Origin of the sequence: Serratia sp. FDAARGOS_506, assembly GCF_003812745.1 — a bacterium.
Lineage (GTDB): Bacteria > Pseudomonadota > Gammaproteobacteria > Enterobacterales > Enterobacteriaceae > Serratia.
On sequence record NZ_CP033831.1, the window covers coordinates 799488 to 821436 of the forward strand.

General features: G+C 61.6%; 19 protein-coding genes. 10 read left to right on the plus strand and 9 right to left on the minus strand.

Going from position 1 to position 21949, the window contains the following annotated elements:
* Positions 1–13 precede the first annotated feature (13 nt).
* Positions 14–1057 carry a LacI family DNA-binding transcriptional regulator gene (locus EGY12_RS04055; RefSeq protein WP_123892650.1) on the plus strand — a complete coding sequence of 348 codons (1044 nt, stop codon included), beginning with the start codon at positions 14–16 and terminating at the stop codon, positions 1055–1057.
* A gap of 55 nt (positions 1058–1112) precedes the next feature.
* Here EGY12_RS04055 and exbD read toward each other — a convergent pair whose 3' ends face one another.
* Together exbD and exbB are read right to left on the minus strand one after the other, a co-directional pair.
* A complete protein-coding gene (exbD, locus tag EGY12_RS04060; protein WP_004937307.1) occupies positions 1113–1535 on the minus strand; it encodes a TonB system transport protein ExbD in 423 nt (140 codons plus the stop codon).
* A 3-nt stretch (positions 1536–1538) separates the two neighbouring features.
* Entirely contained in the window at positions 1539–2516 is a 978-nt protein-coding gene (gene exbB, locus EGY12_RS04065) for a tol-pal system-associated acyl-CoA thioesterase (RefSeq protein WP_123892651.1), read from the minus strand.
* 431 nt (positions 2517–2947) lie between these two features.
* On the opposite strand from exbB, the gene metC reads away from it, so the two are divergent.
* Positions 2948–4144 (plus strand): cystathionine beta-lyase, encoded by a 1197-nt coding sequence (metC, locus tag EGY12_RS04070; protein WP_123892652.1) that lies wholly within the window; start codon positions 2948–2950, stop codon positions 4142–4144.
* 145 nt (positions 4145–4289) lie between these two features.
* Entirely contained in the window at positions 4290–4952 is a 663-nt protein-coding gene (locus EGY12_RS04075) for a DedA family protein (RefSeq protein ID WP_025304285.1), read from the plus strand.
* 10 nt (positions 4953–4962) lie between these two features.
* Here EGY12_RS04075 and EGY12_RS04080 read toward each other — a convergent pair whose 3' ends face one another.
* Positions 4963–5883: a LysR family transcriptional regulator gene (locus EGY12_RS04080; protein WP_123892653.1), complete on the minus strand. Its 921-nt coding sequence runs from the start codon at positions 5881–5883 to the stop codon at positions 4963–4965.
* A 107-nt stretch (positions 5884–5990) separates the two neighbouring features.
* Between EGY12_RS04080 and EGY12_RS04085 the strand changes: the two genes are divergently transcribed.
* Positions 5991–7019, plus strand: a complete 1029-nt coding sequence (locus tag EGY12_RS04085) for an NAD(P)-dependent alcohol dehydrogenase (RefSeq protein WP_123892654.1) — start codon at positions 5991–5993, stop codon at positions 7017–7019.
* A gap of 7 nt (positions 7020–7026) precedes the next feature.
* Here the strand turns inward: EGY12_RS04085 and EGY12_RS04090 are convergent, their stop codons facing one another.
* Positions 7027–7914, minus strand: a complete 888-nt coding sequence (locus EGY12_RS04090; protein WP_253722964.1) for an AraC family transcriptional regulator — start codon at positions 7912–7914, stop codon at positions 7027–7029.
* Positions 7915–8140: 226 nt separating this feature from the next.
* On the opposite strand from EGY12_RS04090, the gene yqhD reads away from it, so the two are divergent.
* From yqhD to EGY12_RS04105, 3 genes are all read left to right on the plus strand, one after another.
* On the plus strand, positions 8141–9304 hold the full coding sequence (gene yqhD, locus EGY12_RS04095) for an alcohol dehydrogenase (protein ID WP_123892656.1): 1164 nt from the start codon (positions 8141–8143) through the stop codon (positions 9302–9304).
* Between the two features lie 287 nt (positions 9305–9591).
* Positions 9592–10416, plus strand: coding sequence for a 2,5-didehydrogluconate reductase DkgA (gene dkgA / locus EGY12_RS04100; RefSeq protein WP_123892657.1), 825 nt, complete (start codon positions 9592–9594; stop codon positions 10414–10416).
* 142 nt (positions 10417–10558) lie between these two features.
* Positions 10559–11164, plus strand: coding sequence for a transglycosylase SLT domain-containing protein (locus EGY12_RS04105; protein WP_123892658.1), 606 nt, complete (start codon positions 10559–10561; stop codon positions 11162–11164).
* A 63-nt stretch (positions 11165–11227) separates the two neighbouring features.
* Here the strand turns inward: EGY12_RS04105 and EGY12_RS04110 are convergent, their stop codons facing one another.
* Both EGY12_RS04110 and EGY12_RS04115 read right to left on the minus strand, forming a co-directional pair.
* Positions 11228–13396, minus strand: coding sequence for a YgiQ family radical SAM protein (locus EGY12_RS04110; RefSeq protein ID WP_123892659.1), 2169 nt, complete (start codon positions 13394–13396; stop codon positions 11228–11230).
* 80 nt (positions 13397–13476) lie between these two features.
* Positions 13477–14211 (minus strand): GntR family transcriptional regulator, encoded by a 735-nt coding sequence (locus EGY12_RS04115; RefSeq protein ID WP_123892660.1) that lies wholly within the window; start codon positions 14209–14211, stop codon positions 13477–13479.
* Positions 14212–14868: 657 nt separating this feature from the next.
* Here EGY12_RS04115 and EGY12_RS04120 point away from each other — a divergent pair.
* Both EGY12_RS04120 and EGY12_RS04125 read left to right on the plus strand, forming a co-directional pair.
* A complete protein-coding gene (locus EGY12_RS04120; protein ID WP_123892661.1) occupies positions 14869–16269 on the plus strand; it encodes a cytosine permease in 1401 nt (466 codons plus the stop codon).
* Positions 16266–17198, plus strand: coding sequence for a PfkB family carbohydrate kinase (locus EGY12_RS04125; protein WP_123892662.1), 933 nt, complete (start codon positions 16266–16268; stop codon positions 17196–17198). The genes EGY12_RS04120 and EGY12_RS04125 overlap by 4 nt, the downstream gene beginning before the upstream one ends.
* Positions 17199–17232: 34 nt before the next feature.
* Here EGY12_RS04125 and EGY12_RS04130 read toward each other — a convergent pair whose 3' ends face one another.
* Together EGY12_RS04130 and xapA are read right to left on the minus strand one after the other, a co-directional pair.
* Positions 17233–18483 carry a nucleoside permease gene (locus EGY12_RS04130; protein ID WP_123892663.1) on the minus strand — a complete coding sequence of 417 codons (1251 nt, stop codon included), beginning with the start codon at positions 18481–18483 and terminating at the stop codon, positions 17233–17235.
* An 81-nt stretch (positions 18484–18564) separates the two neighbouring features.
* Positions 18565–19386, minus strand: a complete 822-nt coding sequence (xapA, locus tag EGY12_RS04135) for a xanthosine phosphorylase (protein WP_123892664.1) — start codon at positions 19384–19386, stop codon at positions 18565–18567.
* A 137-nt stretch (positions 19387–19523) separates the two neighbouring features.
* Between xapA and EGY12_RS04140 the strand changes: the two genes are divergently transcribed.
* Entirely contained in the window at positions 19524–20435 is a 912-nt protein-coding gene (locus EGY12_RS04140; protein ID WP_123892665.1) for a LysR family transcriptional regulator, read from the plus strand.
* A gap of 17 nt (positions 20436–20452) precedes the next feature.
* Here EGY12_RS04140 and ftsP read toward each other — a convergent pair whose 3' ends face one another.
* Positions 20453–21868 carry a cell division protein FtsP gene (ftsP, locus tag EGY12_RS04145; protein ID WP_123892666.1) on the minus strand — a complete coding sequence of 472 codons (1416 nt, stop codon included), beginning with the start codon at positions 21866–21868 and terminating at the stop codon, positions 20453–20455.
* Between the last annotated feature and the right edge of the window lie 81 nt (positions 21869–21949).

The window sequence follows — 21949 nt, forward strand, 5'->3', positions numbered from 1 at the left end:
CCGATGACTTCAGATGGCGTCAGTGAAAAAAAATAAACGCATTACCATCAGTGACATCGCCACGCTGGCCGGGGTGTCGAAATCGACCGCCAGCCTGGTGCTGAACGGCCGCAGCAAGGAATATCGGGTGTCCGACGACACCCGCGATCGCATTCTGGCGCTGGCGCACGAACACCATTATCAACCCAGCATCCACGCCCGTTCTTTGCGCTCCAACCGCAGCCACACGCTGGGGCTGGTGGTGCCGGAAATGACCAACTATGGCTTTGCGGTGATTTCGCGCGAACTGGAAACACTGTGCCGCGAAGCCGGCCTGCAGCTGTTGATCGCCTGCACCGATGAAAATCCGGCGCAGGAGATGATGGCGGTGAACAGTCTGGTGCAGCGGCAGGTCGACGGTTTAATCGTCGCTTCCAGCCAGTTGAACGACGTGGAATACCAAAAAATCAACGCCGGGCTGCCGGTGGTGCAGATGGATCGCCTGATCGCCGGTTCCGAACTGCCGCTGGTGATCACCGACTCGGTGAATGCGACCGCCGACCTGGTGGAAAAGGTCGCACGCCAACATCCGGATGAAATCTATTTCCTCGGCGGGCAGCCGCGCATTTCACCGACCCGCGATCGATTGGCCGGCTTCCAGCTTGGCCTGGAGCGCGCCGGCGTATCGTGTAAACCGGAATGGATCATCAACGGCAGCTACCACCCCAGTTCGGGTTACGAGATGTTCGCTCAGCTGTGCGCGCAGCTGGGGCGCCCGCCTAAAGCGCTGTTCACCGCCGCCTGCGGCCTGTTGGAAGGGGTGTTGCGTTATCTGACGCAGCATCAACTGATGGAGAGTGACATCCACCTGTGCAGCTTCGACGATCACTACCTCTTCGACTGCATGACGCTGAAGATAGACACGGTCGCACAGGATTGCCGGGCGCTGGCGCAACATAGCTTCGACCAGGTCACCGCGCTCATCGATGAGCGGCCGCTGGAACAGAAGGCACTTTATCTGCCGGGCCACATCCACTGGCGCCATGCCGGCTCCCGGGCGTTGTTGGCCGGGGAGTGATATCTCTGAATCCATAAAAAAGGGCGCCTGAGCGCCCTTTATCGTTTTGCTGCCGCTACTTGGCGGCGCCTTCCATGCCCACCAGCCCCACTTTCAGGTAGCCGGCTTTACGCAGGGTGTCCATCACGCTCATCAGCGTTTCATAGTCCACACTCTTGTCCGCCTGGAAGAAGATGGTGGTTTCTTTGTTCGCCTGAGTGCGTTGATCCAGCACCGAAGTCAGCTGATCGGCATTCACCGGCTGATCGCCGACGTAGAGCTGCTTGTCGGCCTTCACCGACAGGAACACCGGTTTCTCCGGCCGCGGCTGCGGTTTGGCGGAAGAAGCCGGCAGATCGACGCGGATATCTACCGTTGCCAGCGGCGCGGCCACCATAAAGATGATCAACAGCACCAACATGACGTCGATAAACGGCGTCACGTTGATTTCATGCAGTTCGCCGCTGTCGTCCAGATCTTCATTTAAGCGCATCGCCATGACTCACCCCGCCCGCAGTTGATGTGCGTGCTGTGAGCGCTTGGCTTCCGCCGTCGCGGCCAGATCCAGATCGCGGCCCTGCAGCAGCAAGACCTGCGCCGCCACATCGCCCACCTGGGCACGGTGGCCGCTGATGACGCGCGCGAAGATGTTGTAGATAACGACGGCAGGGATCGCCGCGACCAGGCCCAGCGCGGTCGCCAGCAGCGCTTCCGCGATGCCCGGAGCCACGACCGCCAGGTTGGTGGTCTGCGAATGGGCGATGCCGATGAAGCTGTTCATGATGCCCCACACGGTGCCGAACAGGCCGACGAACGGCGAGATGGCGCCGATGGTGGCCAGGAAACCGTTGCCGCGCCCCATGTTGCGGCTGTAGGCCGCCACGCGGCGCTCGAGGCGGAAGCCGGTACGCTCTTTGATGCCGTTGTTGTCGTTGGATTCCGCAGACAGCTCCAGCTCATTTTGCGCGTCGTTCAGCAACACCGCGCTGACGCTCTCAGGCGAGAAGTTTTGTGCCAGCTCGGAGGCTTCATCCAGCGAGCGCGCTTCGGCCAGCGCCAGCTGTTCGCGGCGCAGACGGCGCTTGGCGCGCAGCAGTTCGCTGCCTTTGGAGAACAGAATGGTCCAGGTCACGATCGAGGCCAGAACCAAGCCGATCATCACCGCTTTCACCACCACGTCGGCGTGCTGATACATGCCCCAAACGGACAGGTCCATGCCGCGGGTTTCCGGTGGCTGGATCGTTGGCGCCGGGTTCACCGGCGTGATGCTCTCCGGCGCGGCGGCCGCCGGGGCTGGCGCGGTGGTCGGCGCAACGCTTTCGGTAACAGCCGGATTGGCCGCCGGCGCAGCCTGTGCGCTGCCGGCCAGCCCCACGACCAGCACCATAGAAGCCATCAGGCTGCGGCCAAAGGCCTTGCCCCACTGCGCCCGGCCCTGGCCGAACGATCCTTGATTTAAATTCTTGCCAGCCGTTTTCACGCTGTGCCTCCACCCATTACCGATCAAAATTAAGGAATAATTCAGCGTGCGATCATATCAAACCAACCGGGGATTGATAGTAGTTCTCATTATTATTTACCAAATAAACGAGAAAATTTTAGCCAGCCCCGCCGCAAAGCGCCAACCCGCTCCCGTTCACCGCCAAAAGCCCCTTTTATAGGGTTATTTCGTTACTCTTCTCCCACAACGGCGCAACAATGCCGCGCTGCCAAATGGCATCTCGGCCGATGAATGGACTTCTCTCTCGCACCAGGGCAGAAGGATGAGGCGAGAAATGCGCACCCGGCAGCCAATTATAGCCGTTTCTGTATCTGGAAGTTAAAACGTCTGGATGGCTATATTAACTCATGTTAACGTAAGGGCTATCGCAAACGGGCACGTGCAGAGCAACCAGAGGTGAGCCAGGTACCATGACGTCAAAACACATCGAAACCACGCTGATCGGCGCCGGCCGCGGCAAACGCTATACCCAGGGCTCCGTCAATCCCGTCACGCAACGCGCCTCTTCTTTGGTCTTCGACTCCGTCGCCGCCAAAAAGCACGCCACCGCGCAACGCGCCCACGGCGAGCTGTTTTACGGCCGACGCGGCACGCTGACCCACTTCGCCCTGCAGGATGCGATGGTGGAACTGGAGCGCGGCGCCGGCTGCGTGCTGTACCCCTGCGGCGCAGCGGCGGTGGCCAATGCGATCCTGTCGTTCGTCGGCGCCGGCGATCACCTGCTGGTCACGGGTTCGGCATACGAACCGACCCAGGATTTCTGCACCCACATCCTCGGCCGCATGAACGTCAGCACCACCTATTTCGATCCGCTGATCGGCGCCCATATCGCCACGCTGATCCAACCCAATACCCGCGTGGTATTCCTGGAATCCCCCGGCTCCATTACCCTGGAAGTGCAGGACATTCCGGCGATGGTGCAAGCCATTCGCGCCGTGGCGCCGGACGTGGTGATCATGATAGACAACACCTGGGCGGCGGGCGTGCTGTTCAAGGCATTGGATTTCGACATCGACATTTCGATCCAGGCCGGCACCAAATACCTGATCGGCCATTCCGATTACATGCTCGGCACCGCCGTCGCCAACGCGCGCTGTTGGGATCGGCTGCGCGAGTACTCCTACCTGATGGGGCAGATGGTGGATGCCGACACCGCCTACATGGCGAGCCGCGGCCTGCGCACCCTGAGCGTGCGCCTGAAGCAGCACGAGCGCAGCAGCATCGAAGTCGCCAACTGGCTGGCGGCACGGCCGGAGGTGGCGACGGTCAATCACCCTGCGCTGCCCAGCTGCAAGGGCCACGAGTTCTACCGCCGCGACTTCAGCGGCTGCAACGGGCTGTTCTCCTTCGTGCTGAAAGAGCGGCTGGATGATGCGCAGCTGGCCGCCTACCTGGACAACTTCAGCCACTTCAGCATGGCCTACTCCTGGGGTGGCTTCGAATCGCTGATCCTGGCCAACCAGCCGGAAGAGCTGGAAGCGATTCGCCCGGCGGGCGGCGTCGATTTCTCCGGCACGCTGGTACGCGTGCATATCGGCCTGGAGAACGTCGAAGACCTGATCGCCGATCTGGCGGCCGGCTTCGATCGCCTCAACGGCGTGCGCTAAGGCGGATTCCGCTAATTTTCTTCGTCTCGTTTAATGTCGGCTTAAGCTATTAGCGGTACACTAACCGGGTAACTGTCAGATACGGTAACCGCCGCATCCTGGAGAACGTGACCCCGGGCGCAACCGGCATGCAACAGGACATAAAATGGATGTATTACGAGAGATTATTCATGCGCTTTGGCAGCAGGACTTTATCGCCCTCGCCGATCCAAGCGTAATTTGGGTGGTTTACGCCGTACTTTTCACCACTCTGTTTTTGGAAAACGGACTGCTGCCCGCCTCCTTCCTCCCCGGCGACAGCCTGCTGCTGCTGTCGGGTGCGCTGATCGCCAAAGGCGTGATGGGCTTTGCCCCCACCCTGCTGATTCTGACCGCCGCCGCTGGCCTCGGCTGCTGGCTGAGCTATATCCAGGGCCGTTGGCTGGGCCACACCGGCCTGGTGAAAGGTTGGCTGCTGCAATTGCCGGCGCAATATCACCAGCGCGCGCATAACCTGTTCAACCGCCACGGGCTGACGGCGCTGCTGATCGGCCGCTTCCTCGGCTTCGTGCGCACGCTGCTGCCGACCATGGCCGGCATTTCCGGGCTCAACAGCTCGCGCTTCCAGGTGTTCAACTGGCTGAGTGCAGCGATCTGGGTCTGCGCGCTGGTGGGCCTCGGCTACGCTTTCAGCCAAATCCCGCTGGTGAAGCGCTACGAAAGCCAGGTGATGACTGGCCTGATGCTGTTGCCGCTGTTGCTGTTGTTCGTTGGCCTGCTGGGTGCCATGCTGGTGATCTGGCGCAAAAAGCGCGCCTCCTCTTCCTAAGTCCAGCGCGTTACAGCGCCTTCTCGACCAAGGCCAGGCTGGCGGGCAACTTGCTCACCAGCGTATCCACCGCCAGCCGCACCTTCAGCGGCAGGTGAGGCGTGTGCGGCCACACCGCATGCGCTTCAAAGGCGGCACCCTGACGGTCGCGCAGCAAGCGCACCAGCGCCCCGCTCAACAGCTGCTCACGCACCAACCAGCACGGCAGCCAGGCAATGCCGAACCCCGCCGTCGCCGCATCCGCAATCGCCTGCAGATCGTCCATTTGCAGCCGGTTATTCGGCATCACTTCCTGCGGCTTGCCGTCGCTATCCAATACCAACCAGCTGCGCCGCACACCGGCGCGCATATAGGTCACCGCCTCATGCTGCGCCAGCTGTTCGATGCTGTGCGGCTCGCCGCACCGCTGCAGATAGGCCGGCGAGGCGCACAGCGTCATGCGATGATCGCCGATGCGGCGCGCCACCAGCCCGCCGCTGTTGGCCAGCGTGCCGTTGCGGATCGCCATGTCGAAACCATCCTCAATCAGATCCACCACCCGATCGCTGAACGACAGCTCCAGCTCCAGGCCCGGGTGCTCACGCGTCAGTTCGGTCAGCAGCGGCGCAATGCACATGCGGCCAAACAGCACCGGCATCGATACCCGCAACCGGCCGCTGACCTGCCGCTTGCCCGACTCCAGCAGCGTTTCCGCACCGCGGATCTCCTCCAGCGCCCGCAGGCAACGCTCATAAAACAACGCGCCGTCGTCGGTCAGGCTCTGGCTGCGGGTGGTGCGATGAAACAGCCGCACGCCCAGCCGCTGTTCCAGCCGGGCGATGGTTTTCCCCACCGCCGAACGCGACAGATGCAGCCGACTGGCCGCCAATGCAAAACTGCCCGCCTCCACGGCGGTGACAAATACCGAAATGCCGCTCAATCGATCGCTCATGATTTGTCGCTCTAAAAGAAACAATCTGAGGAAATCTTATCGCCACTGGCGAACCTTCATCAACGATATTATCGACCGGTCGTTAATCGCTGACTTTGGAGAACATCATGACAGACACGATGCAACGCTGGACGATGGACGCCCTGGGGCGTGAACACCTGCAACTGATCACCGAAGCGGTTCCACAGCCGGGGCCACACGAAATCAGAGTGAAAGTGAAGGCGGTCGCACTCAACTACCGCGACAAGCTGATGATTGAAAGCGGCATGGGGCTGACGCTGCCACAGCCGTTCACCCCCGCCTCGGACCTGGCCGGCGAGGTCGACGCTATCGGCCCTGGCGTCAGCCGCTTCCAGCCCGGCGACCGGGTCATCTCCACTTTCAGCCCCGGCTGGCTCGACGGCCGGCAAAAGCCTTACGGCGATGCGCGCCAGGTGCCTTACCACACCCTTGGCGGCTTCTATCAGGGCGTGCTGGCGGAATATGTGATTTTGCATGAAGACTGGCTGGTGGCGGCGCCGACGTCGCTGGACGACGCGCAGGCCAGCACCCTGCCGTGCGCCGGGCTGACTGCCTGGTTCGCGCTGGTGGAACAAGGCAAACTTCACGCCGGCGAGAGGGTGCTGGTACAAGGCACCGGCGGGGTGGCGCTGTTCGCGCTGCAAATCGCCAAAGCGCACGGTGCCGAGGTGTACGTGACCTCCGGCAGCGATGAAAAGCTGGCGCGTGCCCGAGCGTTGGGCGCCAGTCACGGCATCAACCGGCTGAACGGCGATTGGGTGGAAGCGGTTTATGCGCTGACGCAAGATCGCGGCATCGACCATGTGATCGACACCGTCGGCGGCCCGAATCTGGGCAACTCGGTACGCGCCGTGGCGGTGGGCGGCCGCATCTCGGTGATCGGCGTGCTGGCGGGCGCCGAGATTTCCGCCCCCGCCGGCCTGCTGCTGCTGAAATCGGCGGAGATCCAGGGCATCGGCGTCGGCCACCGCCGCGCGCTGGAAGATCTGGTGCGCGCCGTGGACGCCGTCAAACTGCAGCCGGTGATCGACCAGGTGTACCGTTTCGATCAGCTGCCGCAGGCGTTGGATCACCTCGATCGCGGGCCGTTCGGCAAGATCGTCTTGACCCCGTAAACGCGGCTCAGCCCTCCAGCAGCAGCGGGTTAACGTCGCGCAGCCGGGCGATTTCATCGCTCGGCGTCATGCCGAACAGGCGCTTGAATTCACGGCTAAACTGCGACGCGCTCTCGTAGCCGACGCGGATCGCCGCCGTGCTGGCCTTCAGGCCGTCATGCACCATCAACAGGCGCGCCTTATGCAGCCGGTACGACTTCACGTATTGCAGCGGCGAGGTGTTGGTCACCGCTTTGAAGTTGTGGTGGAACGCTGAGACGCTCATGTTGACCTCGCTGGCCAACTGCTCGACGTTGAGGTTGTCGGCATACTGATTTTCTATGCGCCGCAGCGCCTTGGCGATCTGGCTAAAGTGGGTATGGCGGTTGACCAGCTCCTGCAACGACGCGCCGCAGGTGCCGCGCAGCACATAGTAGAGGATCTCGCGCACGATCTGCGGCCCCAGTACCCGGGCATCGAGCGGCTTGGCCATCACGTCCAACAGGCGTTCGGTGGCGCACAGCAGCTCTTCCGTCAGCTCAGCCAGGTTCACCCCGTTACTCTCCGCCCGCGGCTGCATCAGGTAGTCGTCGTCGCCGATATCGATCAGCAAATCCTGCAGCATTTGGGTATCGATGTTGACCGCCAACCCAACCAGCGGCAGTTCCGGGCTGGCGAAGGTTTCGCACTCGAACGGCAACGGCACCGTCATCAGCAGGTAGTTGCGCGGATCGTACTGGAACATCTTGTTGCCGCAATAGCCCACCTTGTGCCCCTGAAAGACGATCACGATCCCCGGTTCGTACATCACCGGTTGACGCGGGCTATGGCGATCGACATACAGGATCTTCACCCGCGGCACCGGTGACGGCGTGTAGCCGTTGCCGGTGGCGATAGCCATCGCCTGGCGCGCCATGCGGCTGCGCTGCGCATCGATTTCAATCACGGAAACACCCTCTTACAGTCAGAACGATTCGGCATAAATAATAATTTAAAACTCTCTATTTCTACAGAGAATTGTAGGAATAGGCAAAAACCAAACAGAAATGTGCATTGTGCGTTGCCGCCAGGTTCCTGACAATACGGGCCAGAAACCTTTGCGCCGCTTTGGCGCCCGCCTGACAGAAAGAGAGAAATAGATCATGCAAAACTTCATTCTGCATACCCCAACCAAAATCCTGTTCGGCAAGGACCAAATTGCCGAAGTGGCCGGCCAGATCCCGGCGGACGCACGCATCCTGATCACCTACGGTGGCGGCAGCGTGAAGAAAAACGGCGTGCTGGACCAGGTATACAGCGCGCTGGCCGGCCGTGACGTACGGGAGTTCTCCGGCATTGAGCCGAACCCGACCTACGAAACGCTGATGAAAGCGGTCGAGGTGGTGAAGGCGGAAAACATCGATTTCCTGCTGGCAGTCGGCGGCGGTTCGGTGGTTGACGGCACCAAGTTCATCGCCGCCGCCGCCCGTTACACCGCCGACGGCGACGCCTGGCATATCCTGCAGACCGTCGGCAGCCACATCGCCGACGCGGTGCCGATGGGCTGCGTGCTGACGCTGCCGGCCACCGGTTCCGAATCCAACAGCGGCGCGGTGATCACCCGTAAAAGCAGCGGCGACAAGCAGCACTTCTTCTCGCCGCTGGTGCAGCCGCGCTTCGCCGTGCTGGATCCGGTGGTGACCTATTCACTGCCGCCGCGCCAGATCGCCAACGGCGTGGTCGACGCCTTCGTGCACACCCTGGAGCAGTATCTGACCTACCCGGTCGATGCCAAGGTGCAGGATCGCTTCGCCGAAGGGCTGCTGCTGACCCTGCTGGAAGACGGCCCGCGCGCGCTGGCCGAGCCGGAAAACTATGCGGTGCGCGCCAACGTGATGTGGAGCGCCACCATGGCGCTGAACGGCCTGATCGGCGCCGGGGTGCCGCAGGACTGGGCGACCCATATGCTGGGCCACGAGCTGACCGCCATGCACGATCTCGACCACGCGCAAACGCTGGCCATCGTGTTGCCGGCGCTGCTGCACGAGAAAAAAACGCAGAAGCGCGAAAAACTGCTGCAGTACGCTGAGCGCGTCTGGGGCCTGCGCGAAGGCAGCGAAGACAGTCGTATCGACGGCGCCATCGCCGCCACCCGCGCCTTCTTCGAACAGATGGGCGTGCCGACACGCATGGCGGATTATCAGCTCGACGGCAGCAGCATTCCGGCGCTGCTCGACAAGCTGCAGCAGCACGGCATGACCGCCCTGGGCGAACATCAGGACATCACCCTGGACGTCAGCCGCCGCATTTACGAAGCGGCACGTTAATCGCAAAACGGCGATTTTTTGCTAGGCTTTAGTCTCTGTCAGCCATTTTTCGCCGCATCCGGCGCCCGGCCGATCACCGGGCGTCGTCGGGCGCCTCCGCGCGCCGCCGATCGTTTCGCACCACCCGTCTTACCGCTCATTCGCAGGGAGAGCGGGGAGAAAATCGCCCTCCCGCCACCGCTGAAATTAGGCTGGCAAACCCGGCAACCGCCCATTTTGCCAACTAGAATTTATCTATAGCCGTTTCGGTGCCGCAGGCGCCGCAATCCGTACACAAGGAGATGCGCATGACAACGCAACAACCCATCATCAAACTCCACGATGGTAATCTGATGCCGCAGTTGGGTCTCGGCGTTTGGCAGGCGAGTATTGAAGAGACCACCCGCGCGGTGAGCAAAGCGCTGGAGATCGGTTACCGCTCCATCGACACCGCCGCGATCTACAAGAACGAGGAAGGCGTCGGCGCCGCGCTGCAGTCCAGCTCGCTGCCGCGCAGCGAGCTGTTCATCACCACCAAGCTGTGGAACGACGATCAGGGCGATCCACTGGCGGCGCTGGAAACCAGTTTGGAAAAACTCAGGCTGGACTATGTGGATCTTTACCTGATCCACTGGCCGCGCCCGCAGCAAGATCAATACGTCTCCGCCTGGCGCGAACTGATCAAACTGCGCGATCAAGGCCTGGTCAAGAGCATCGGCGTATGCAACTTCCACACGCCGCACCTGCAGCGCCTGCTGGATGAAACCAACGTGGCGCCGGTCGTCAACCAGATAGAGCTACACCCGCTGCTGCAACAACGCCAGCTGCGCGCCTGGAACGCCACGCACCATATCGCCACTGAATCCTGGAGCCCGCTGGCGCAGGGCGGTGAAGGGGTGTTCGACCAGCCGCTGATCAAGGCACTGGCCGAGAAATACGAGAAAACCCCGGCGCAAGTCGTGGTGCGCTGGCACCTGGACAGCGGCCTTATCGTGATCCCGAAATCGGTCACGCCGTCGCGCATCCGCGAAAACTTCGAGGTGTTTGATTTCAAACTCGATAAGGACGAACTGGGCGAGATCGCCAAGCTGGACGTCGGCAACCGCCTCGGGCCGGATCCGGATACCCTGTAACCCCTCCCCAAGCCCTCTCCCGCCGGAGGGGGCTTTTCCTTCCCGCGCATTGCTCCCTTACGCCGCCTGACGTTATGATGACGACGCCGGAGGCCTCGCCCGCCGGTTAACGCCGTTAAAAAACAGACAAGCACGGAGCACCATGAAATTCTCTTTCTCACACGGGTTACGGCTGGGCATGCTTTGCGTCATGCTGGTGCTGGCGGGTTGCGCCGGCAAGAAACAGCGCGTCAGCTACGATCGCCACGCTTTCGATAGCGCCATTAAAGACGCAGCCAGCGAATACGGCGTGGACGCCAAGCTGATCACCGCCATGATCCAGGTGGAGTCCGGCTTCAACCCTGCTGCGGTGAGCAAATCCAACGCTATCGGCCTGATGCAGCTGAAAGCCGATACCGCCGGCTGCGATGCCTACCGCTACAAAGGCAAACGCGGTTGCCCGGACGATGACGACCTGCGGGATCCCGACACCAATATCGATCTCGGCGCCGCCTACCTGGCCACCTTGCAAAAACAGCAGCTTAAAGGGATCGCGAATCCTGTTACGCTGCGCTACGCCACCATCATCGCCTACGTCAACGGCACCGGCGCGCTGCTGCGCACCTTCTCCAGCAACCGCCAGCAGGCCATCGCGATGATCAATAACCTGTCGCCGGAAGCCTTTAACTGGCACGTGCGCAAATACCATCCCGCTCCGCAGGCGCCACGCCATTTGATGAAAGTGGAAGCCGCCTACGATAGTTTGTGATGAGTAAAAGTAAAAAGGAGAACCCGGGGGTTCTCCTTTTTGTTTGCACACTCGGCGTGGCCGTTACGGCTTGGCCTTGCGAATCGGTTTACGCGGCGGCTGGTTGGACGGCGTGCGCTGCCGACTGATATCGGTATGTTTGGTCAGCGCCGGCCGGGTATGGCGCTGCAGCCGTTTCGCTTCGCGCTGCTCGTCGATGCTCGGCGCAGGCACCAGACACTCGCGGCGGCTGCCGATCAGGTGCTTCAACCCCATCTCTTCCAGCGCGGTGCGGATCAGCGCCCAGTTGGCCGGATCGTGGTAACGCAGCAGCGCCTTGTGCAGACGGCGCTGGCGATCGCCGCGCGGCACTACCACGTCTTCGCTCTTGTACCCTACCTTGCTCAGCGGGTTTTTGCCGCTGTAGTACATGGTGGTGGAGTTAGCCATCGGCGAAGGATAGAAGTTCTGCACCTGATCGAGGCGGAAACGGTTCTTCTTCAGCCACAGCGCCAGGTTAACCATGTCTTCATCGCGGGTGCCCGGATGAGACGAGATGAAGTACGGGATCAGGTACTGCTCTTTGCCCGCCTGCTTTGAATAGTGATCAAACAGCTGCTTGAAGCGATCGTAGCTGCCCATGCCCGGTTTCATCATCTTCGACAGTGGGCCTTCTTCGGTGTGCTCCGGCGCAATCTTCAGGTAACCGCCGACGTGGTGGGTCGCCAGCTCCTTGATATAGCGCGGATCTTCCACCGCCAGATCGTAACGAACCCCGGAGGCGATCAGGATCTTCTTGATGCCCTCCAGCGAACGCGCACGGCGATACAGCTTGATGGTCGGCTCGTGGTTGGTGTCCATGTAGGTGCAGATCTCCGGATACACGCACGAGGCGCGGCGGCAGGTCTGCTCGGCGCGCGGATTGGTGCAGCGCAGCATATACATGTTGGCGGTCGGGCCGCCCAGATCGGAGATCACGCCGGTAAAGCCCGGCACCTTGTCGCGGATCTCTTCGATTTCGCGAACGATCGAATCTTCCGAACGGCTCTGGATAATGCGCCCTTCGTGCTCGGTGATCGAACAGAACGAACAACCGCCGTAGCAACCGCGCATGATGTTCACCGAGAAACGGATCATGTCATAGGCCGGAATGCGATCTTGACCGTAGGACGGATGCGGCACGCGCTGATAAGGCAGCGCGAAGACGCTGTCCATCTCCGGCGTGGTCAGCGGGATCGCCGGCGGATTGATCCACACGTAACGATCGCCGTGTTTCTGCATCAGCGCCCGGGCGCAACCCGGGTTGGTTTCATGATGCAGAATGCGCGAGGTGTGCGCATACAGCACCTTGTCGCCCTTCACTTTCTCGAAGGACGGCAACAGCACGTAAGTCTTCTCCCACGGCTTCGGCTTGGCGGCGCGCACGGTGACAGGCTTGGCCTCCGGCTCTTTCGGCTTTGCGCCGTCGGCGCACGGCAGATCGTCGCCGTACGGGTTCGGGATAGGTTCGATGCGGCCCGGTTTGTCGAGGCGGGTGGAATCCACGCCGCTCCAGCCCGGCAGCGCTTCTTTGCGCATCACCGCAGTGTTGCGTATATCATGGATGTCGCCGATCTTCTCACCGGCGGCCAGGCGATGCGCCACTTCCACCAGCGGGCGTTCGCCGTTGCCGTAGATCAGCATGTCGGCTTTGGAATCCACCAGCACCGAGCGGCGCACGGTATCCGACCAGTAATCGTAGTGGGCGATGCGGCGCAGGCTGGCTTCGATGCCGCCCAGCACGATCGGCACGTCTTTATAGGCTTCTTTACAACGCTGGCTGTAGACCAAGGTGGCGCGATCCGGGCGTTTGCCGCCGACGTTGCCGGCAGTGTAAGCATCGTCGTGGCGCAGTTTGCGATCGGCGGTGTAGCGGTTGATCATCGAGTCCATATTGCCGGCGGTGATGCCGAAGAACAGGTTCGGTTTGCCCAACCGCATAAAATCTTCTTTATTGCTCCAGTCCGGCTGCGCGATGATGCCGACGCGAAAGCCCTGCGCTTCCAGCATGCGGCCGATGATCGCCATGCCGAAGCTCGGATGATCGACATAGGCATCGCCGCTGATGATGATCACGTCGCAGCTGTCCCAGCCTAATTGATCCATCTCTGCTCGCGACATCGGTAAAAACGGCGCGGTGCCAAAACATTCCGCCCAATAGGGCTTATAGGAAAACAGTTCACGATCGGGTTGGATCAGGCTGGTGGTGCTCATTCTGCTGCTCTTCTTACAGGTTAATTAATCGCCGGGCGGCGATTATACGCACTAGCAGCAAAAAGAGCATGGTTATTTCGCTAACCGTTCACTTCGAATTCATAAACGTCGCTGCGGCACAAGATATCGCTGAATTCCAGCGCCTCACCCTGGGCGTTGCGGCTGGTCTGGGTGATGTGCAACAACGGCGCGCCGCACGGCACGTTGAGCAGCTCGGCGACCTCGTCGCTGCAGGATACCGCCTTCAACAAAAAATGTTTATTTTCAGGCACGATGCCGCGCGATTGCCATAACGCATACAGCGAATGTTCCAGCTGCCCCGGTTCAGGCAGAAAGCACGGCGGAATATAGGTGGTTTCCAGCGAGACCGGGCTGCCGTTCAGCAAGCGTAAACGCCGCAGTTTGATCACCTCATCCCCTTCCGCCAGCCCCAGCGCCGCCGCGGCCTTGGCCGGCGCGCCGACCCGGGCGCGCAACAGCCATCGGTTGCTGACGCTGCTACCGTGGCGCAGCGCCTGAGCGGTGAAACCGCTGTCCTTATCGAGGGAATAGCCGATGCGCATCGCCACGCGGGTGCCAACGCCCTGCTGCCGCGAAATCAGCCCCTTTTCCTCCAACAGCCTCATCGCCTTGCTGACGGTGACGCGCGACAGCGCCAAACCTTCCGCCATCTGCCGTTCCGGCGGCAAAAACGCCTCCGCCGCCAACACCTGCTGCCTGATCGCGATTTCTATCGCCGCCGCCAGCTGAATATAACGCGGCGCCACCGCCCCTTGAGCCAGATGGCCACGCAGCCAGGCCATAAAATCCGTCATTCGCCCGCCCTTTTACCTATGCCATTTGTCTGGATTTCGTTTTTATCCTCTCGCCTGTCCGGCGATAGGCCCCTCACCATAACTAAAATATCGCTAATGTTTTCAGAGTGGCATCACAATTTTTGCCTAATGGACTTTCATTGGATCTAGATCGCGCGTAATCTGTGCTCATTGATGTTGATACATCAATCGCACCAACACCAGGGCCCCACTTTAAAAACAATAAAAAACCCGCTGCCTGCCGTAAAGGATATCCTTGATGGCCTGCAGCGGGTATATTCTGCCAGCACAAACGACCGATAATAAGCAACGGAGCTAATGGATAGCTTGCTCACTGCTCATAAGCACATCACACAATCCCCTTGTGGTGGGCGAAAAGGAGCGATGTCGGCAAATAGAAACGTTCCCGCTTCGCCAAACCCCGCTGCAGACCCACTCTTTGACTACACTCATTGGCGCCGTGCGGCCGACGTGCCTCACCCGACAAGGCGGATACCGCCGTCACTTTGATAGACCTGGCGGCGGCAGCCGCTACACACTGCGCGGTATCGGCGTCTTCCCCGACAATGAGGCAGTCATCGCCAACCGCGCCAACGGAATCGATTTTTAGTTAACTGCGGCGGCCCTCACGGCCCTGCGCAACAGGGATTATTTGCTATGACCGATGATATCAATCGCAATGAAGCATGGAAGGTAGAAAGCACCGGTATCGACCGGGTGCCGGACGCAGAGCAAACCGGTAAGCCCATCGAACTGTTTTGGATCTGGTCGGCGGCCAATATCGGTATCCTCGGCGTGGTGTACGGCGCCATCATCGTTGGGTTCGGCTTATCATTTCTGCAATCGGTACTCGCCGCGCTGGTCGGCGTTGCCAGCTTCGTTCTGGTCGGCCTCACCAGCTTCGCCGGCAAACGCGGGCGCACCTCTACGCTGACGCTCTCTCGAGTGATTTTCGGCCTGAAGGGTAACGTGGCACCCACCCTCTTCAGTTGGATCAACCTGATGGGCTGGGAAGCGGTCAACGTGATCACCGGCACCCTGACGCTGGCGGCGCTGTTTGAGGCCTTCGGGATGGGAACCAGCCACCTGCTGACCGCGTTCAGCCTGCTGCTGTTCGGCGGCCTCACGGTCGTCGTCAGCCTGCTGGGGCAAAATACCGTGGTCTGGATGCAAAGCTGGTTCAGCCGCATCTTCGGCACCATGACGCTGATCGTGGTGCTCTATATCTTGTTCAACACCGAGTGGAGCCAGGTGCTGGCGCTGCCTTCCGGCAGCTGGTTGACCGGCTTCCTGCCTGCGGTATCGGTGATTGCCGCCGGCACCGGCATCAGTTGGGCGATCGCCGGCGCCGATTACAGCCGCTATCAAAGCCCGAGGTCGTCGAGCAAAAGCATTTTCGCCGCGGTGATGAGCGGCGCCTGCTTGCCGCTGATGTTGCTGATGCTGGCCGGCATTCTGCTTTCCGTACAACTGCCCAATCTGGCCAGCGCTGCCAACCCCATCGCGCTGATAGGCTCAGTGCTGCCCGCCTGGATGGCGATCCCTTATCTGCTGGCCGCCACCGCCGGCATCGTCACCATCGCGGTGCTCAGCCTGTATTCCGCCAGCCTTAACCTGCTGACCATCGGCGTGCAGGTCAAACAGTGGTTGGCGGTGTCGATCGACGCGGTCGTGGTACTGGGCATCGCCCTGTATGTGCTGTTCATCTCCGGCGATTTCATGGGGCCGTTCATCTCCTTCCTGGTGTTCTGCGGGGTGTTCCTGGCGGCCTGGGAGGCGATTTTCCTGCTCGATTACCTGTGCCTGCGCCGCCGCCACGGGTATGATGGCAACGCTTTGTACGGCCTGCATGGCCAGAACCGCGGCGTGCGCAAAGCCCCGCTGTTCTGCTGGTTCCTCGGCGCCCTGTGCGGCCTGCTGGTCACCAAAACCGGTTTTATCGACGGCCCGCTGGCCAAAGGCTTGTTCGCCGATTCCAGCCTGGGGCTGTTTGTGTCGTTTGCGGTTAGTCTGATCGCTTACGGTCTGTATCTGACCCAACGCAGAGAACATCAATGAGTGAGTGGGAAGCTGTAACACCTGTCCTGGTTATTGGAGGCGCGGTCGGCGATCTGGTGATGACGCTGCCGCGCCTGCCGACCAGCGGCGAAGATATCGAAGCCCAGCCGCAGGAGCGGCAAATCGGCGGCTGCGCGTTCAACGTGGCGCGCGCGCTGGTGCGCCTGGAAACGCCGGTGATTAACGGCATGCCGGTTGGCAACGGCGAATGGGGCGCGGCTGTCGAAGCCGCCATGGGCGAGCTGGGGCTGGAGGTGCTGTTGCGCCACGGCCAGATGGACAACGGCTGGTGCCTGGCGCTGGTGGAACCGAACGGCGAACGCACCTTCATCACGGTTTCCGGCTGCGAAAGCCAATGGAATAAAGCGCAGCTGGCGACGCTGCCGCTGACGGAGCACACCCTGATCTACGCCAGCGGCTACGAACTGGCGGGTGAAAGCGGCGAAGCGCTGCGCGAGTGGCTGACGCGCATGCCGTTCGACCAACCGCGCCTGATCGATCCCGGCCCGCGCATCGCTCAGCTCAGCGAAGATTTCTTCGCCATGCTCAGCGACAGCCATACCCTATTGACGCTCAACCGCGACGAAGTGGCCGCGCTGTGCGGCGCCGGCGACGCCGTGGAGGCCGCGCAGCGCTATGCCTCCGCCCGTAATCTGACGCTGATCTGCCGCCTGGATCGCGACGGCGCGTGGATCTGCGACGGCCGCACGCCGCCGCTGCACGTTCCCGCCTATCCGGTAGACGTCGTCGATACCATCGGCGCAGGCGATGCCCACTGCGCCGGTTTGCTGGCGGCTCTGTCCGCCGGCTGGCCGCTGCCGCAGGCAGTCGATCTGGCCAACCGAGTCGCCGCCTGCGTAGTGGCCAGCCTCGGGGCCGCCAATCCGCCGGACTGGCAGCAGTTGCAACAGCGCTTCCCTCAAGCCTGACGTTTCAGGGCGCAGCCTGGCTGCGCCCTCTGCCTTACTGCGCCGCCACCGCGCCCTCCTGCGGTTGGTGGCGATAGTTGAAGCTCAACGCGAACACGATCCCCAGCACCAGCGTATACAGCGCAAACACCAGCCAGATGCTCTGCCAGTCTTTCACGCCGTCATGGCTGAAGAAGTCCACCACCTCGCCGCTGGCAAGCGCCCCAAAATAAGCACCCAGACCGTTGACCATAGTCATGAACAGCCCCTGCGCGCTGGCGCGAATGCGGTGATCGGCCTCTTTCTCGACGAAGATGGCGCCAGAGATGTTGAAGAAGTCGAACGCGCAGCCGTAGACGATCATCGACAGCAGCAGCAGAACGAAGCCAAAGCCGACCGGCGTGCCGTAAGCCAGGAACAGGAAACGCAGCGTCCAGGCCGCCATACTGATCAACATCACCTGCTTGATGCCGTAACGGCGTAGGAAAAAGGGAATCGTAAGGATAAAGAACACTTCGGAGATCTGCGACAGCGACAGCAGCACCGCCGGATAGCGGACGCTGAGGCTGTCCTGGTACAACGGATTGAGCGACAGATCGTGCAGGAACGGGTTGCCGAAGGTATTGGTTATCTGCAGCGCCGCGCCAAGCAACATGGCGAACAGGAAAAACAGCGCCATGCGCCGTTGGCGGAACAGCACCAGCGCATCCAGCCCCAGCACGCTTACCCAGCTCTTCGACTCGGCCGCGCGGTTGGTCGGACAGCGTGGCAGCGTCAACGAATAAGCGGACAACAGCAGTGACGCCGCAGAAGCCAAGTACAGCTGCAGATTGCTGAGCTCGATTTGGCTGAAGCCGACCAGCCACATCGCCAGAATGAACCCCACCGTGCCGTACACCCGCACCGGTGGAAAATCCTTCACCGTATCAAAACCGTGCTTCTCGAGGCAAAAATAGGAAATGGCGTTGGAGAGTGCGATGGTCGGCATATAGACCATGGCGTTGAACAACATCACCCAGAACATCAGCATCGGTTGCTCAACCTGCGCCGCGCAGTACAGCGCCAGCGCCCCGAGCAGGTGGAAAAGCGCATACAGGTAGTTGGCCTTCATCCAACGATCGGCAATGATGCCCGCCAGCCCCGGCATGATCAGCGCAGCGATGCCTTTCGCGCTGTAGACCATCCCCACCTGCATGCCGCTGAAATGCAGCGTGTTGATCATGTAGGAGCCCAACGTGACCAGCCAGGCGCCCCAAATAAAGAACTGCAAGAAAATCATTACCTTCAATCGCGTTTTTATCGCCATCGTCATCACCTTGTTATTATGCTTGCAACGATGATTGGTGCGGCAGGCCCCCTGCAGCCCGCCGCCGGTTTGCTCGCGGTCTTACAGCGTCTTGAACAGCTCGCGGATCAGGCGCATGAAATCGTCCGCCGCCAGCGCCGCGCAGCTGAGCGTTTGTTCATGGGACAGCGGCGTATCCGACAGCCCTTCGGCATAGTTGGTCATCGCGGACACCACCAGCACCTTGAGGCCGCAGTGGCGCGCCGTCAGGACTTCCGGCACGATCGACATCCCCACCACGTCACAGCCCAGGGTCTGCATCATGCGGATCTCCGCCGGCGTTTCGAAATTCGGCCCGGTGTAAGCGGCGAATACCCCTTCTGCCAGCGGGATGCCCGCGCTTTCGGCCACCGCCGCCAACTGGGCACGCAGATCGCGATCGTAGGCGTTCGCCAGGCTGAAAAAGCGCGGCCCGAAGCGCTCATCGTTGGCGCCGACCAGCGGTGATTCCGGCATGAAGTTGATGTGGTCGGTAATGGCCACCAGGCTGCCCGGCGCTACCGAGCGGCGCAGCGAACCGGCGGCGTTGGTCGCCAGCAGGAATTCGCAGCCCAGCAGTTTGAAGGTGCGCACCGCGGTGGTCATCACCTGCATGCCGCGCCCTTCATAGAAATGACCGCGCCCTTTCATGCACAATACCGGTACGCCTTCCAGTTTGCCGGCGACCAGTTGCCCGGCATGACCGGCGACGCCGCTCACCGGGAAGCCCGGCAGCTCCGCGTAGTCGATGGTGACAGCTTCGGTCATCACCTCCGCCAGGGCGCCGAGTCCGGAGCCGAGAATCAAGGCCGCTTTCGGCTGGAAACCCGGCAGGCGTGCGCGGACAACATCGGCGCAGGTAAAAGCATCTTCTTGATTAAACATCGTATTCTCTCTTTCAGCGGGGGACAATAGTCCCCATAGTAGAGAGCGAGGCGCGGCCGAGACCAATACATTCTTGGCGGCCGATTTATTCCATTTATCTATAAGTTGAGCTGCGTCACAAGGAGGCAATACCCCGGATGAACCAGCCCCATGCCCTGCCCGATCCCGGCCGGATTAACTTCCGCCTGCTGCACTATTTCCGCGTGGTGGCGGAAGAGATGAACTTCACCCAGGCGGCGCGACGGCTGAATATGTCACAGCCGCCGCTCAGCAAACACATCAAGGAGCTGGAGAGTCAGCTCGGGGTGGTGCTGTTCAAACGCACCACCCGCTCCATGACGCTGACGCCGGCCGGCCGCACGCTGCTGCGCAACGTCGAGCGGCTGCTGGATCAGGCCGACAGCGCGCTGCATCAGGTGCAACAGATGGGGCGCGGCGAAGGCGGCCACATGGTGGTCGGCATGGTCGGCACCTCGGCCTGGGGCGGCCTGATCGCGGCGCTGCGGCGGTTCAGCGAGCAAAGCGCCGGCGTCACCTGGTCGTTGAACGAGCTGACGCCCAGCCAGCAAATCGCCGCGCTGCAAAAGCGGCATATCGACATCGGGGTCTGGCGAGAGGCGCAGCAACAGACGCTGCCGGGGTTGACCTGCCAACGGTTGGCGTGCGAAAGCATCGCCGTGGTGCTGCCGCTCGATCATCCGCTGGCGCAGCAGGAAAACATCCCGCTGGCGGCGCTGCAAAACGACAGCTTCATCGTGCTGCCGCCACATGAGGCCAGCCTCGGGTTGTATCTGCACAATCTGTGTCTGCAGCAGGGATTCTTGCCGGACGTCGCTTATCAGGTCAACGAGCCGCAAACCTTGCTGGCGCTGGTGGCGGAAGGCTGCGGCATTACGCTGCTGCCGGACAGCTACGGCCGCATTCCGTGGCCCGGCGTACGCTTTTGCTCGCTGCAGCAGGCGCCACCGGCGGATCTGTATGCGGTTTACCGCACCGACAGCGTCACGCCGGTCGTGCTGGCCTTCCTGGAGATGCTGCGGACGCCGTAAGCGGCCCGCAGCGCAGATTACATCGTCGGCTGCACCATCAGCTGGCCGGCGGTACCGCGATCGGCCATCTCCAGCGTCTGGCTGTAATACAGGAACGGGAAGTGTTCGGAGGTAGGTTGGTTGAAATACACCAGCAGTTCGACGTCGCCATCAACCCAGACGGTGTCCTTCCAGCCGCGATCTTCCGCCATCGGCTGCGCGCCGTTGACGCGTTTGATCAGGAACTGCACGCCCTGAATATGGAACGACTGCGGCGTATCCGCATGAATGTTCCAGCGTTCCCAGGTGCCTTGCTGCGCCTGCACGTCGATGCGGTTCATGTCCCAAATCGCGCCGTTGATGCCAACGCCGCCGTCACCCAGGCGGAAATCGCGGGTACGGCTGGCGCTGCCGTCCAACAGCTGATCCGCCAGCAGGCGCATCGGCAGGTTGTCGGTCACCAGCGGCAGCAGGCCGGTCGGGCGCAGCGTCAGCACCTGGGTGGACACCAGAATGCTCGACGGCTCGAACAGGCCGCGCAGGCGATCCATAATGCCCGCCGCTTCACCGGCGGTGATGGTCACCTCATCGCCCTTCGACATGTCGATCAGCACTTCCCGGCGTTCGCCCGGCGCCAGCGACAGCTGCTGCACCGCGACCGGCGCAGGCAGGAAGCCCTGATCGCTGGCGATCACGTTGAACGGCCGCCCGTCGCTGAGCTGCAGGGTATAGCGGCGCGCGTTAGAGGCGTTAAGCAGGCGCAAGCGCACCCAGCCGCGTGACACTTCGACATACGGGTTTTGCACGCCGTTGACCAACAGCGTATCGCCGACGAAGCCGCCCTGCGACGGCGCATCGTATTGCGGCGTGCCGAAGTTATCGAAGCGCTTATCCTGAATGATCAGTGGGAAATCGTCGACGCCGTAGTGGTTGGGCAGCGGCAGCGCTTTGCTGACGGCATCTTCCACCAGCCACAGCCCGGCCAGCCCGTTGTAAACGTGCGGCGCCATGCGGTTCGGCGTGTTGGCGTGGTACCAGCAGGTAGCCGCCGCCTGACGAATAGGCAGCACCGGCGACCAATCGACGTTAGGCGACATCATGCGCGGCGCACCGCCCATCAGCGTGCCCGGCACCTGCAAACCGCTGACGGTCATCGCCACCGGTTCCTGCAGGCGGTTGCTGTAGATCAGTTTGACGTCGTCACCGCTGTAAACCCGCACCGTCGGCCCCAAATACATGCCGTTGATGCCCCACACCGCCGCTTTGCGGTTATCCATAAACGCCCAGTGGGCGCGCTGCAGGGTCAGAAACAGCGGCTGACCGCGGCGAGACTCCAGCAATGGGGGAATGGGTAATGGGGTCTGCGTTCCGCTCGCCTCTGCCCTCAGCGGCACGGCGCTCGCGCACAGCGCCAGGCCCGATGCCTGTAAAAACTGACGTCGACTGAGTGACATATTTTCTCCATGAAAAGCAATAACTAAACCGTGTGCAAAACCCAAACGCCCGCCAATCAAGATTAGCAGGCGCTCAGGCGT